The sequence below is a fragment of the Methanothermobacter sp. THM-1 genome (genome assembly GCF_009914355.1).
GTDB classification, from domain to species: Archaea; Methanobacteriota; Methanobacteria; order Methanobacteriales; family Methanothermobacteraceae; genus Methanothermobacter; species Methanothermobacter wolfei.
Window position 1 is genome coordinate 1,052,824 of sequence record NZ_CP044013.1, and the last position, 14,082, is coordinate 1,066,905.

At 49.4% G+C, this 14,082-nt stretch carries 14 protein-coding genes and 1 tRNA gene; 3 read left to right on the plus strand and 12 right to left on the minus strand.

The features are described 5' to 3' along the window. Positions 1 to 11 precede the first annotated feature (11 nt). Complete coding sequence (locus FZP57_RS05455) at positions 12 to 2,651, minus strand: valine--tRNA ligase (RefSeq protein WP_074359107.1); 2,640 nt, start codon at positions 2,649 to 2,651, stop codon at positions 12 to 14. 148 nt (positions 2,652 to 2,799) lie between these two features. On the opposite strand from FZP57_RS05455, the gene FZP57_RS05460 reads away from it, so the two are divergent. Further along, positions 2,800 to 3,159, plus strand: a complete 360-nt coding sequence (locus FZP57_RS05460) for a hypothetical protein (RefSeq protein WP_074359108.1) — start codon at positions 2,800 to 2,802, stop codon at positions 3,157 to 3,159. A gap of 45 nt (positions 3,160 to 3,204) precedes the next feature. Here the strand turns inward: FZP57_RS05460 and FZP57_RS05465 are convergent, their stop codons facing one another. Further along, positions 3,205 to 3,552 carry a hypothetical protein gene (locus FZP57_RS05465; protein ID WP_238337851.1) on the minus strand — a complete coding sequence of 116 codons (348 nt, stop codon included), beginning with the start codon at positions 3,550 to 3,552 and terminating at the stop codon, positions 3,205 to 3,207. A gap of 506 nt (positions 3,553 to 4,058) precedes the next feature. Between FZP57_RS05465 and pheT the strand changes: the two genes are divergently transcribed. Continuing rightward, positions 4,059 to 5,714: a phenylalanine--tRNA ligase subunit beta gene (pheT, locus tag FZP57_RS05470; protein WP_074359110.1), complete on the plus strand. Its 1,656-nt coding sequence runs from the start codon at positions 4,059 to 4,061 to the stop codon at positions 5,712 to 5,714. 197 nt (positions 5,715 to 5,911) lie between these two features. On the opposite strand, the gene FZP57_RS05475 is transcribed toward pheT, so the two are convergent. From FZP57_RS05475 to FZP57_RS05515, 9 genes are all read right to left on the minus strand, one after another. Further along, complete coding sequence (locus tag FZP57_RS05475; RefSeq protein ID WP_074359111.1) at positions 5,912 to 6,331, minus strand: secondary thiamine-phosphate synthase enzyme YjbQ; 420 nt, start codon at positions 6,329 to 6,331, stop codon at positions 5,912 to 5,914. Between the two features lie 194 nt (positions 6,332 to 6,525). Beyond that, the gene (locus FZP57_RS05480; RefSeq protein WP_191216595.1) at positions 6,526 to 7,650 is read right to left on the minus strand and encodes a DUF362 domain-containing protein; all 1,125 of its coding nucleotides are present in this window, start codon (positions 7,648 to 7,650) and stop codon (positions 6,526 to 6,528) included. A 42-nt stretch (positions 7,651 to 7,692) separates the two neighbouring features. Then, entirely contained in the window at positions 7,693 to 8,655 is a 963-nt protein-coding gene (gene mch / locus FZP57_RS05485) for a methenyltetrahydromethanopterin cyclohydrolase (protein ID WP_074359113.1), read from the minus strand. Further along, positions 8,655 to 9,317, minus strand: coding sequence for a thymidylate synthase (locus FZP57_RS05490; protein ID WP_074359114.1), 663 nt, complete (start codon positions 9,315 to 9,317; stop codon positions 8,655 to 8,657). The genes mch and FZP57_RS05490 overlap by 1 nt, the downstream gene beginning before the upstream one ends. Before the next feature lie 12 nt (positions 9,318 to 9,329). After that, complete coding sequence (locus tag FZP57_RS05495) at positions 9,330 to 10,274, minus strand: methionine synthase (protein WP_238337852.1); 945 nt, start codon at positions 10,272 to 10,274, stop codon at positions 9,330 to 9,332. Between the two features lie 40 nt (positions 10,275 to 10,314). Beyond that, a complete protein-coding gene (locus FZP57_RS05500; RefSeq protein ID WP_074359115.1) occupies positions 10,315 to 10,623 on the minus strand; it encodes a DUF1894 domain-containing protein in 309 nt (102 codons plus the stop codon). Continuing rightward, positions 10,623 to 11,078: a DUF1890 domain-containing protein gene (locus FZP57_RS05505; protein WP_074359116.1), complete on the minus strand. Its 456-nt coding sequence runs from the start codon at positions 11,076 to 11,078 to the stop codon at positions 10,623 to 10,625. The genes FZP57_RS05500 and FZP57_RS05505 overlap by 1 nt, the downstream gene beginning before the upstream one ends. Positions 11,079 to 11,098: 20 nt before the next feature. Further along, positions 11,099 to 12,175, minus strand: coding sequence for a hypothetical protein (locus FZP57_RS05510; RefSeq protein ID WP_074359117.1), 1,077 nt, complete (start codon positions 12,173 to 12,175; stop codon positions 11,099 to 11,101). A gap of 73 nt (positions 12,176 to 12,248) precedes the next feature. After that, the gene (locus tag FZP57_RS05515) at positions 12,249 to 12,731 is read right to left on the minus strand and encodes a GNAT family N-acetyltransferase (protein WP_238337853.1); all 483 of its coding nucleotides are present in this window, start codon (positions 12,729 to 12,731) and stop codon (positions 12,249 to 12,251) included. 138 nt (positions 12,732 to 12,869) lie between these two features. Here FZP57_RS05515 and FZP57_RS05520 point away from each other — a divergent pair. Then, positions 12,870 to 12,943: transfer RNA gene (locus FZP57_RS05520), tRNA-Ala, on the plus strand. An 83-nt stretch (positions 12,944 to 13,026) separates the two neighbouring features. Here FZP57_RS05520 and FZP57_RS05525 read toward each other — a convergent pair. Then, positions 13,027 to 14,064: a DUF354 domain-containing protein gene (locus tag FZP57_RS05525; RefSeq protein ID WP_074359119.1), complete on the minus strand. Its 1,038-nt coding sequence runs from the start codon at positions 14,062 to 14,064 to the stop codon at positions 13,027 to 13,029. Positions 14,065 to 14,082 lie beyond the last annotated feature (18 nt).

The window sequence follows — 14,082 nt, forward strand, 5'->3', positions numbered from 1 at the left end:
CATCACACCTTTTATCTGACTATCTCTATGATGATCCCCTGTTGGTCCATGCTGAGGACATCCACCCTTTCCCCTCCGGTGCCTATAACCTCCTTCCTGAAGGCCACATGCTCCATGGTGACCCTGTTTCCATTAATATCAACTTCACCATTTCTCTTAAGTTCCTCATAGATCTCCTGGGTGTCTGCCCCGGTGAGGTAGGATATTATTGCAGGGGCCTCCGACCTGAACTCGGGTCCTATCCTATCCATTCGGGGTGTGAGTTCAACTGCCCTCTCAGTTATCTCAGGCCTTCCCTCTTCAAGTTTTATCTCGGCGATGTTCATTGTCCCTGCGATGTCCTCGAGGAAGGGTTCAAGCATCCCTGATACCCCATCATCCTCGGTGTAGATGGTGGCTGATTTCAGGGGACTGTTGAGGGGCATCTTGGATGATGATTTGAACCTCCTTATCTCACCTATAACCTCAACCGCCAGGTCGCCGCTGGCTTCAATTTCAGGGTCAACGAGTTCCTCCGCGTACTCGGGCCACTCTGAGAGGTGGATCGAACCCTCGTTGATATGCTGGTTGACCTCCTCTGTGAAGTGGGGTGTTACTGGTGCCAGGAGCTTCAGGCAGGTTTCAAGGACCGTCCTCAGGGTGTTCTGGGCCGCCCTCTTTGATTCAGGGTCGTCATCTGAGTAGAGTCTGTGCTTGACGGCCTCTATGTACTCATCACAGAAGTCATGCCAGATGAAGGACTGTATCCTGTTAACCGCCGGGGCGAAGTTGTAGTCTTCGAGGTAACCTGTAACATCCCCTACAAGGCCCATGAGTCTGGATAGTATCCACCTGTCAAGGGGGCCTGGCCTTGCATCATCCCTGTTTTCCCTGAGGTGTATGCTTATGAATCTGAAGGCGTTCCAGAACTTCCTCAGGAACTTGTAGCCGTATTTAACATCCTTCCATGCGAAGGGAACATCTGAGCCAGGGACGCTCCCTGCAGCCCAGAGGCGCAGTGCGTCTGCACCGTAATCCTCAAGGACCTCCTCGGGTGCTATCACGTTACCCCTTGATTTGCTCATCTTGTGGCCGTCCTCACCGAAGACCATACCGTTTATAACTATCTCACTGAAGGGCTTCTCACCTGTAAGTGCCATACATCTGAGTATGGTGTAGAATGCCCATGTCCTGATTATATCATGTCCCTGGGGTCTGAGGTCTGCCGGGAAGAGTTCCCTGAAGGATGGGTCGGGCCAGCCTGCCACTGCAAGGGGTGAGATGGAGCTGTCCATCCAGGTGTCAAGGACATCCTCCTCCCCCTCAAATTCTGTGGATCCGCATTCACAGACCATTTCAGGTTTTTCCCTTGTAGGGTCCACTGGCAGCATGTCCTCACTGGCAGCATGGACCCTTCCGCACCGGGTGCAGTACCATACTGGTATTGGTGTTGCGAAGATCCTCTGCCTTGAGATGCACCAGTCCCAGTCCATGGAACCAGTCCAGTTAAGGAGCCTTGTCTTCATGTGTTCAGGTATCCATTTCATCTCATCTGCAGCCTCTCTCACCAGTGGTATGAGTTTTTTGACTGCAACGAACCACTGCTTCTTGACAAGGATCTCTATGGGGGTCTTGCACCTCCAGCAGGTCCCCACATTCTGTTTCACGGGTTCCTTCTTCACAAGGAAGCCTTCCCTTTCAAGGTCCTCAACTATCTTCTCCTTACATTCGGCTATGGTTAAGCCCTGATATTTCCCTGCGGCTTCTGTCATGTAGCCCCTTTCATCTATGGCCTCTATAACATCGAGGCCGTGCCGGTTGACCCATGATACGTCCGTTTTATCCCCGAAGGTACATACCATGACAGCCCCTGTACCGAACTCGGGATCCACATCAGGGTCCTTTATGAGTTTAACCTTCTGTCCGAAGATGGGCACCTCTATGGATCTGCCCTCAAATCCTGTGAACCTCTCATCATCGGGGTGTACAACAACGGCCACGCATGCTGCCATGAGTTCTGGCCTTGTTGTTGCTATCATTATATCCTCATCTGCACCATCAACAGGGAACCTGACATAGTTGAGGTTTGTCTCGTTTTCTGTGTATTCAACCTCTGCAAAGGCTATTGCTGTTTCGCAGCGGGGGCACCAGTTAACAGGGTGGACGCCCTGGTATATGAGTCCCTCCCTGTACATCTTAAGGAATGATAGCTGGGTCTTCCTCATGTACTCGGGGGTCATGGTGATGAATTCACGGTTCCAGTCCTGGCTGAAGCCCATGCGCTGCATCTGCTCCTTCATCGTCGCTATGTTTTCCTGTGTGAGCTCAACGCAGAGCCTCCTGAACTCATCCCTGGGTATGTCGCTCTTCCTTATATTGTGGGTCTCCTCAACCTTAACCTCTGTGGGGAGGCCGTGACAGTCCCATCCCTGGGGGAAGAGGACATCAAAGCCCCGCATCCTCTTGAAACGTGCTATTATGTCCATGTAGACCCAGTTGAGGACGTGGCCCATGTGAATTGAACCCGTAGGGTACGGTGGTGGTGTGTCTATTATGTACCTCGGTTTTGTCCCTGACCCCACGAAACGGTAGATGTCATCTTCCTGCCATTTCCTCTGCCATTTAGCCTCGTTTTTATGGTCGTAATCCTTTGGAATCTGATTATCGGTCATTTTTATTCTCTCCCTGCTATGGAAGTGTGAATCCTGAAAGCATCATATGATAATAATTCGCTACCCAATCTTTATAAAGATGTTCGAATACTCTAAGTTTGTAGAAGAATTGAGTTAAAGAGTTCCTGGAAGGAAATGGTGAATACCAATGGAGTTAATATGGTTCTATATAGCCCTGTTCCTTGCAATAAGTGATGAGATACATACAAAGATACTCTGGAATGTGTTCTTTGACTTTTATATACTTTTAGCTGGAATCATCAAGGAGACGGTCTCATCAAACATACAGCTCTGGCTGGTCCATGAGGGCCTTGAGGCGCTCTTCCACTTCATCGTACTGTCACTTGTCTTTATATCGGTGGAGATAGGGTTCCTTGCGGCCCTGATTCACCTCGTCGTTGACCTTTACCATCAGGCCACCGGTGTTGATCATGGCTGGCTGTACCACAGGGCACTGCATTTCACCGTTGAATCCCTGTTCTTCATCATGATATTTTCAACACTCTGATTCCTTATTTTAGCTCATCTAACAGAAAAAAGAAGGTTCCAGGGATTATAATGTCTTCACTGCAAGGCTCACTGACCCCAGGAGTTTCATTGATGGTATCCGTGGGATTGCTGATGCACCTATAAATTTTCCAAGGAACACCACATTGTCGGGTCTTCCGCGGTACCTTCCGATGAGCCTTCCACCATCAAAGCCTGCATACACCTTCATGGAAGTTGAATTTTCGCCTGCATGGACCTCATATGTGAGTATGTTCCTCCTGTTAACACCCCAACTGTCAGTCCCAGCAGCATAAACGGCAGCCCTTGCCGGGTCAGTGCTCCAGCGTGAATAGTAACCCCTACGGTAGTATCCTGGACTGTTAGGGACACTTACAAATTCACCGGGTTTCATCCTGAAGGTTGAAAGTCTTGAGTAACCCTGTTGAGTGTTGCTGCATAAGTCGAGTCCCTTCGGTATGCGAAGACCGCGCTGGTATCGTTAACATTCACGATGACGGAGCAGCAATCTGAAGAACCCCTGAATGAATCATGGCGAGCTGAACCCGTCTTCCACTGGTGCCAGCTGGAGTTGGAGGAGGTGGACCCTTCAAGAGCCGATGCACCCAAAAGTCCTCCATAGAATATGAGAATGAAAATTAGAAGAAAACAGAGTTTCATGAAAACACCCCCCCTTGTTTTCTTATTTATGGAGTTCCCCCTTTATATAGTTGAGAAGTTATATGTTAACTCCCTGCAGGCCCACAGGAAACCTGTACCTGGGTTGATACTGTAATAGGGAAACCATCAACAACAGCAGACACCTTGAATACAAAAATATCGGCAGAATAACAGCCGGGTTAATTATTTATTTGTATAGAAATGATAAGTTAATTTATCATACTTACCGGAGAGACCACCATGCCAGTTATAACATTTGATTATGAGGATCTGAAGGAACTGGGCATTGATATTGATAAAGAGAAACTCATAGAGGTCCTCCCTATGATGGGGAGTGACATTGAGGACTTTGATGATGAAGGTGTTAAGGTTGAGTTCTTCCCGAACAGACCGGACCTCCTCTCTGTTGAGGGTGTTGCAAGGAGCCTCAGGGGGTTCCTGGGTATTGAGAAGGGGATGCCTGAGTATGAGGTCAGGGACTCGGGCCTTGAGGTCACCGTGGATGAAACCGTCCTTGGGGTGAGGCCGTACATTGGAATGGCAGTCATTGACGGCGTTAGATTCAATGATAAAAAACTGAAACAGGTCATGGAGTTCCAGGAGGACCTCCACTGGGTTATAGGAAGGGACCGTAAGAAGGTCGCCATAGGCATCCATGACCTTGACGCTGTCAGGGGCCCCTTCACCTATCAGGGTGTGGAACCTGAGGCTGTCTCCTTCACGCCGCTGGACAGTGTATGTGAGATGACACCCAGGGAGATACTGGAGGAACACCCCAAGGGTGTTAAGTACGCGCACCTCCTTAGGGAACATGAAAGGTACCCCCTTATAACGGACTCCCGTGGCAATGTCCTTTCCATACCCCCCATAATCAACGGTGAACTCACCAAGCTCACCGAGAAAACGGAAAGGATACTGGTGGATGTTACGGGTACTGATGAAAGGGCTGTGCAGCAGACCCTCAACATCATATGCACCTCCTTTGCAGAGGCAGGGGGGAGCATAAAATCTGTCACCATAAAACGCCCCGACGGTGAATTCAGGGCCCCTGACCTTTCACCAAAAAATATGACCGTCTCAGTGGAAAGGGCCAGCAGGCTCACAGGCCTTGAACTGGACCCTGAAACCGTCAGGGAACTCCTGATGAAGGCCCGTATGGATGCAGAGATTGTCTCTGAGGATGAGGTACTTGCATCCATCCCCGCCTACAGGGTTGAAGTCCTCCATGAAGTGGACCTTGTTGAGAACATTGCAGTACAGTACTGTATCGGGAGGATTGAACCTGAACTGCCAGAGATCGCCACCATTGCAGAGGAGGATAGCTGGAACCGGGCCGATGAATTCATAAGGGAGGTTATGATAGGCCTGGGATTCCAGGAGGTCATGAGCCTCATGCTCACAAATGAGGAGAACCACTACAGTAAGATGAGGCTTGAGGTGGATGAAAGGGTTGAGGTGGCCCAGCCAATATCACAGGACAGGACCATGCTCAGGAAGAGTCTTCTGAATGGTCTGCTGGAGTTCTTTGAGGATAACAAGCATGAGGATCTCCCCCAGAGGATATTTGAGGTGGGTGATGTTGTCTACCCTGACCCTGAGATGGAGACCGGGACTAGGGTTGTGAAGAAGCTTGCATGTGCGGTAACCCATTCCAGTGCAGGTTTCACCGAGATGAAATCAATTGCAGCCGCTGTGGTTGAAAACCTTGGATATGAGTTCAGGATAGAGGCCATGGATCATCCATCCTTCATAGGGGGCCGGTGCGCCTCCATTGAATCCAGGGGTGAATCATCATCAATAACAGGATTCTTCGGTGAAATACACCCCGAGGTCCTTGAAGGCTTCGGCCTCGAGTACCCTGTCATCGCCCTTGAAATAGAGTTCAGGGAAAACTGAACATTAATTTTTATTATGGAAAATGGGGGTGATTGCAGCGTTCCGGGGGCTGCAACCTGCAGGGTCCCTATGAACCATGATTGGCTGGATAACATCCTCCCTGCAGTACCATGGGTTGGTCAGAGCATCCCATGAAATCCGATTACCCTGCTGAAAGCGCCCTTAGGGGTATCAAGGCATAATCCCTGATAAAAACCTTATTCCATTGGTTTACCTGCAACCGAGACCCTGATCTTCCGGTTCCGGGGTCCGTCAAATTCAGCGAAGAATATGCTCTGCCATGTGCCAAGATCCAGTGATCCATTGATAACAGGTACTGTCTGGCTTCCTCCAAGGAGCACCGCCCTCAGATGAGAATCTGCATTGTTATCAATGATGTTATGTCCATAGGATGAATCCTCCGGGACAAGTGTTTTGAGTATGGACTCAACATCACCGGTAAGCCGTGTCTCATTCTCATTTATGAATATGGCTGATGTTGAATGCCTTGAGAACACATTCAATATTCCGTTTCCTATTCCGGATGACTTAAGAACCTCAGAGACCCTTGATGTTACGTCAATGAGTTCAAGCCTCTTTGATGTCCTTAAGGGAATTTCCTCTGTATAGAATTCCATTAAAGCACCTCCAACCATATTTTAGCTGTAGAATCTAATAATATTTATCATCCCTGCCGCAGTTCTACCGTTTTGTCGCTGAACACTGAGGAAGTAAAAAATCTAATAATATTTATCATCCCTGCCGCCCCGGGCACTGAAAGACTCCTATCCAATACAGGTGCATAAACAACTGTAAAGGGTGCTGAGTGCTCCTATTTAAGTATCCCTGAGAACCTTCCTGTGAGCCTGTAGAGTAAGCTCTTATCCTGATAGAATGCTGCATGGGGACAGACCTCCATACAGCATAGGCAGTTGATGCATTCACCGTAATCAAACTCTGGGATTATCACCCCAGGACTTAATGCATCCACCGGACAGCTCTCAACACACAGGTTACAGTTTCTGCATTTATCAGGGTCTATGGCTGGTCTTGACCACCATAACCTCATAAGGGCCCTTGCAAGTCCCGAGGGAAGGAGGTCAAGTGTGTAGTAAATGTTTGATGGCCATCTGAAATCTTCAATCCTTTCTGGTTCATGACCAAGGACCTCCACGTCATCAGGGTCCCTGTGATGACCCATCCTCCTGGCCGCTGCATTAACAGGTATCCTTTCAGGATCCATCCCCAGTATCCATGGTATGTAGACATCAAGGGCCATGGCATCCTCTGATCCGAGTATAAGGCCTATATCCCTGGGTGTTCCGCCTGATGGCCCGTTACCCTCCATGCCTGTTATCCCATCAACGAGGGTGATGGACGGTGCCGTGATCCTGTAGATCTCAAGGAGCCTCTCAGCGAAATCAGAGGGCCTTGGGTGTTCCCTGTGGTATTCCGCCTTTCTGAATCCAGGGACGGCGCCGTACATGTTCTTAACCGCACATGTGAAGATGGTCATGCTGTGGGTCTTTATCTTGGGGAGGTTCACCACCACATCACTGTCAATGACGGGCCTTGATACCGGGTAGCCCTGGATGATGTATGAACCTGAAGCCTCGAAGTTCACAAGTTCAATATCAAGCCGCCCTGCAACATCCAGCATTCCGGTGGCCCTCCAGAACCTCTCTATGTTCCTGAAGGATCCTCCTGGACTGTCACCAATTCTGACCTCTGCACCGGTATCAATGAAGACCCTGGCCGTGGCCTCAACGACTGCTGGGTGTGTTGTAACATGCCTCTCAGGCGTTGCCGCCATCAGCATGTTTGGTTTGAGCAGTACCCTGTCCCCCCTTGATGCAAACCTTCCTGCTCCGCCCAGGAGTTGGAGGCATTCCCTGATTGCCGTCTCCACCTCATCAGGGTCATAGGAGGTGCACCGGGATATGGAGATGGGCTTCATCCCTTTCAAGGCCCCTGAAAAATAAAAAATGATTATAGGGTTTTATAACCCGAAGGATTTCATTAGGAGTTCTTCATTAACGAATCCTGCCCTGAAGACTTCCCCTGTCCTGAGATCGTTTATAACAACCTCTGCGGGTGCGAACATGCCCTTGTCGATCTTGTAGAAGTCGTAGTCTGCTTCCTTGAAGACATCGTAGAATGGTTTACCATAGCCCTCTGATGCTGATGATGGGAGGTTCTCTGCAAGGGACTTTATGTCGTCTCCTTCCCCTGATTCAACATAGTAGTAGGTTCTTCCACCGAAAAGGACGGCGTCATTGGTTTTACCCATTGCCCTGAGGCTGTCAGGGTCTACCGGTGCTATTGGAGCTATACCTGCAGCGTATTTGACCTTGTTAACATCGAAGTGGAGGGCTTCAAGCATCTTGTAGGTACCGTTCTCAACCACACGGCCTGATATCTGTATGGAGCCAACAAGGGATGATGTTGGTGCAACCAGTACGTAGACGTTCTCTGCTGAGACATCACATTCCTCTGCAATCATGTCGGTAACATCCTCTCCTGGTAGCTTGTCTGCCTCCAGTGTGAGTATGGCTGTGTCTGCTTCATCCCTGTATCCTATCTCCTCATAGGTCTCTGATGGTTTGAGTGCCAGTGCCCTTGCTGGTCCTGATCCGAGGGCGAAGAAGTCCCCTACGCTCACTGACCATCCTGCCTTCTGGGCACCCAGGGTTGATACTGCAGGGAAGTCTGTTTTAACCTTGACTGATGGGAGGGCGAACTTCTCCGAGAGGTCGCCTGGAATTGATATGCCCACGTCTGCAAGGCCTCCGAGACATACCGCTGTGTACAGTTCACCTGCCTTTATGCTTCCATCAACGTTAACCCCGCAGTCAATGACCGTGGAACCGTTCTCAAGGGTGTCCACATTTATTTTAAGGTCATCTGCACCTGCTATCATTCTGTCAACGATCTTCTTTGCCTCCATGTTCACACTTACCATTAAATCACCTCTTCTGCTTCTTTGAAGTTAACCTCATATATATGAGCGCTAATTGAATGTATTGTTATGGGGCCGACCCCGGCACCGACCCCGGATGCAACGTAATCTGCAAGGTATGCCAGTCCAACTGCGTTGGGGAACCATGCACCGTAGATGTCATGGCTTCGCCAGAGGGCCGTGGTATGGAGCTTACCATCCCTTAACTTGAAGTCAACGAGGATCATGCAGGGGACCTCATCGGATCCCGTGTCCTTTACAGGGTCCCATGTTACCATGGTGGCCCTCCTTGACTCTCCACAGTTTTTAAGCCTCTTTATTGCCTCGTCAACCTGGTCCACTCCGAAGTAGGATCTGAGGCGGTTGCCATAGGTGTATATGAATCCCTTCCTTTCAGGTGACAGGAACTGCTGGGAGTACTTCTCGAGCTTTTCACCGCTCCAGAAGTAACCCTCAGGGACCCTTATATTTGCAGGTGAACCTGCAGGGATGTGGTAGAAGTCCCCGGATTTGCCGAGGGGTTTTCTTATGGTTACAACCGTATTCATGAGTTCCCTTGTAAGGGATCCTCTCTCATCCCTTATCTCCCTTCCCTCATCCATTATCATCCTTACCAGTTTCTTCCATCCATCTGCAATCTCATCAACCGTTATCTCATAGGCCATCTGGAACCCACCTCACATGGAAGCCGCCTTCACCATGTTTCTAAGTTTGTTGAGTGCCGCGTCCCTTGAGAGTTTTCTCATCCCGCAGTCAGGATCCACATGGAGGTTCTCCTCTCCAGCTATATCGGCACCCCTCCTTATAATGTTCCTTATCTCATCCACCGGTTCAATCCTCTCTGTCCTTGTATCAACACATCCAAGGCCAAGTTTTTTATCACCCCTCCATTTATCGGCCAGGACTTCAATGTTGGATGGGTTTCCTGCGAATTCAAGGTCTATAAGATCCACCCTGAATCTCAGAAGATCCCCAAGGACTCCCCTTACATCTCCGCAGACGTGGAGGGCTACTTCAACCTCCAGGGAGTCTGCTATGTGGTTAACGGCCCTCCTGGCGGTTTTCATATCAACCATCCCTGTTGATAGGAAGGGTTCATCTATCTGTATCATGCATGCGCCTGCGGCTTCAAGGCTCATGGCCTCATACCTGAGGGCCTCCGCCATGTCCATTACTGCCCTTTCTCTTCCATGAGTGTCGTAGAATCCCTCTATCCTTGATGCATGGACCATGGTTGATGGGCCTGTCACTATACCCTTAACACCACCTGATTCATCCCTTCTAAGTTTTCTTAAGATTTTTGATGCGTATATGAGGTCATCGGCACCTATGGGGTGTGATGGTGGTGTTATCCTTGAGAATATGACCGGGACTCCGTCCTCTATCATCATGCCCCCTATTTCCCTTGCGAAGTATCCGACCATATCCCCGCGTACCTGTCCATCAGAGATTATATCGATGCCAGCCCTGACCTGGTCCTCAACTGCGGTCCTCACCGCGGGCCTGAAGGGGTCATAGGACCCTGTTATGTTTCTTATCTTCTCCATCAGGGTCCGCGGTCCCCTGGGAACCGCAGGGTAACTTCCAACGACCGTTGTGATCAGTTTATCCTCCAACCCCATGATACTCCACTCCCACGCCACCGGAAACTGCCCTCACCTTTTATTCCTTCTCTCCCATCTGGAGTATCTTCCTGATTTCATCCTCATCCACGGGTACCTCGATAACCGCGGTTCCATAGCATGGCTTGGTGTATGGCATCATCACCGTTGACCTTCCAGTGTCTATGCCTATGGGGACCGGGGGTATGCCTATTATCCTTGCGCCGAGGATCTTTTCACCGGGTTTTATGTGTATAACTGTCTTCGCCTTCTCCTCGATGAGTCTTGCGCATTCCCTGAATCCAGCCCTTGAGAGGTGTATCTCGTAGTCCTCGGACTGCTGCAGGTAGGTCTCTATGCAGAATGACATCAGAGTTCCTCCATGAATCTGTCTATCCTAACCCTGAGGGGAGCCGGGTTGTGGTGCGCCCTTGCGGCTATCACCTCTGCATCCGAGCCATCCATTATCTCATCCACAAGTTCCTCAAGGACCCCTGCATCCCTTTCAAATACAACTGCCAGGGTCCGTGTGTTCAGTATGCCTGCGAAGGTTATGAGGTATGCTGCCGCAGCATCATTGGGCACGAATCCCACAAGGAATTCGTAGTCACCCTCAGATAATCCCTCGAGGCAGGATTCAAGGTCCTTGAGTTCCCCAGTGTATATCCCCTCTGGGTCAGCCACCTGGATTAGCCTTATCGCCGCGGGGTTGGCTGTGAGTGTAACACTGAACCCCTTCTCCCTGAGTCTGTGTGATGTGTAAAGTGCCAGGGGGATCTGGACAGGTGACTCAGGACATCCAAGTAAGATTAAAGTTTTTTTCATCTATAAGCTCCCTATTTATTTTATTCTTTCAGTCCAAAGGAATTTGCAAATATGAGTGAACTCAGGAATATGAATGTCAGGAGGGCTGTTCCATTTATGGTCCTGTTTATTATGAAGAGTCCTATTATGGCCTGGGATATGAAGGCTGCAAGGGCCCCTGTGAGGAGAGCCTCCCTGCCAAGGTAACTTCTAACACCCTTCTCCCTCTTCTCACGGTACATGCTGAGCACCCTGAGGCCCAGGATAATGATGCCCATGCACCAGATTAAAAGGAAGAAGAGGGTAACATAACCGAAGTCGTATGCCCATCCAAATATGCCCGGGACCATGTAATCTATTACATCCTTCTTGTTAACCAGTATGCCGTAGAAGACCGGGAAGGGAAGGCCGAAAAAGAGTATGAGCTGGAGTGGAAGTGAGATGTAACCATCGGCAAATCCCCTGGATAGTTCACCCCAGTAGGATGACATGGGATTATGGCCCAGTAGTGTAGTGTTCTTAATCACCATCTTGATGCTGGGTACTGAGAAATTCTCAAGCCTCTCAAGGCGGAGGAGTGGGCTTAGAACAGGCATCCCAAGGATCCTTGAAAGCAGTTCAAGGCCCCCGAACCCTGCAACTGCCACCAGTGCAAAGGCAGCCACCCTCTTTAATGTTATGATTGACCTGCTCCTCATGGACTTTGAGATGAGGAAAAGCCCCACCATGAGACCCAGGAGCCACAGAAGGAGGAATGACCTGTGCATGAGGCCCCCGAATACCGTTATGCCCAGCATAAGTATGTATACAAAGCCACGGAGTCCACCGGTATCCACCCCCACATCCTCCATTATTGCAAGGGCTGAAAGTGATGATACTGCTGCAAGGAGGGCTATGGGTCCGAAGGGATGGGTGAACTCGCTCTGGCCGAAGGACATGAAGAGTGCCACAACATCCAGTCCAAATATTACGTTGAATCCTATCCCCAGTACGATGCAGATGAAGAGTACAAGGCTCAGGGAAATCGGGGCGAGGTTAAGCAGGAATATCATTGCAGCGTAGAGTATGATGCCGACCTCGACTATCAACTGAAGATGATTCTGCGGTATAAGGGCCAATTTAATCCTCCGGATAATTGTTTTCTGATCTACATCATATATTGATGACCACAATAAAAAGTTTTTTCCGGGATCATATAAACCTCCTGAAAAGGACCATGTCTTCTCCAGGACCGTTATAATCAGCTATAGCCCTAACAGGGCCTGATTCAACCATCCTGCCTGATTCAACATGTTCAAAGCCATTCCTGAGGTAAAATCTTATTGCTCTCTGGTTTACGGGTTTTGTTATCAGGAGGACCTTCCCGGCGCCCCTGGATTTGACCGTGTCAATGAAGGTCTGGAGGAGTTCATCTGCAAGTCCGGTTCCCCTGTGGGATGGTGCGGTGCAGAGTAGGTGGATGTAGGCTTCAGAAGGGTCAGACTGTGATATGAAACCCAGGATGAACCCTGCAGCACCATCATCCTCGGCTATGAAGGATGTTTCACTGAAGAACCTTGTGAATATATGGTAAATTGAGTTCCTCTCCGTCACCATGGGGGGACATTTCTCTGCAAGTTCGGCTATGGCCAGGAAGTCATCCTCCCTGACATTTCTTATTATCAATTCATACACCCCACAAACTCTCCATCATAACCTGTCCGATTATCAGAACTCATCATCCATGCATCCATATCATATTAAGCACAGGCCTGTAATGCCACCATGAAGCATTAAGTTTAAATATGAAAAGACTTAATGTATACTTTGTTAGGGCTGGTAGCTCAGGTTGGTAGAGCGTCGCCTTGGCATGGCGGAGGCCCCGGGTTCAAATCCCGGCCAGTCCATTCCATTTCTAGTTCTAAGATTTAAGCTGTTAATAAGGACAATATTTCGTATCAGTTGCTTTCAGAGTCCCTATACACAGCATCTACTCGTTATCAGCCGCGGCATAGACACTTTCAACTATTATCCTGAAGAGGTCGTCTGTTTTAATCTCCTTTGCCTTCTTCTCGGATACAAGGAGCCGCAGTGCAGTGTTAACAATCTCATCAACATCGGTTGATCTCACCATCAAACCGTTCTCGATGTAAAATTTATCCACCGAGAGGGGCTTTCCAGGGTAACATGATATCACAGGTGTCCCCAGGAGTGCTGCTTCACGGTTCATGGTCCCCCCGGCACCGATTACAAGGTCGCACCTCTTCATGAGGCTGAATGTATCAACCGGGGGCCTGATTATTGTCACGTTGTCATATCCTCTGAATATATCCGCCTGCTCCTTAAACCTGGGGATTATGAGTATGTTGGCATAGTCCTTGAGTATCTCAACTATTGGGGTGAGTACCGATTCATGGCAGTCGGCATCAAGGTATGATGCAAGGGAGGGCTCCGGCCTCATCAGTATGGTCTTCTCCCTTTCAAGTTTAAGTCCAAGGTCCTCAAAGATGTTCTCATTGTATTCAAAGTTCTGGAAGTGTATGATCTCTGATGTGCCCCGGTACCTGGTTATCACGTTGGGATCCCCGCCGGTCTTCATTATATCCCAGAGGTCTATGACCTCGGGCATGATGATGTGATCGCAGAGGGGAAGGGTGAGCCTGTTTGCTGCCAGGGCATGTTCATTATCCAGCACATATACGCTGGGGATTCCCAGACCGAAGGTGACCCTTGGCAGTTCGATTGAATGCTTTGACAGACCGACATCCGGTTTTTCCTCGGAGATGAACTTTGAAAGCTCATAAGCCCTCCTTGTACTCTCAATGAGTTTCTCATCAAGGGTAACCCCGTGTTTACCTATGGATGTGAATTCAAATCCAAAGAGGTCCATGAGCCTGTGTATATCCCCGAACTTCCGTGCGGTGATGATCACATCCTCTCCCTCATCCTGGAAGTGGGTGATCACATCCCTGAAGAACCTTACATGGGGGGCGTTTGTGATATCAATCCATATCTTCAATCGAACCACCGGCCTGAAAAGAATGAA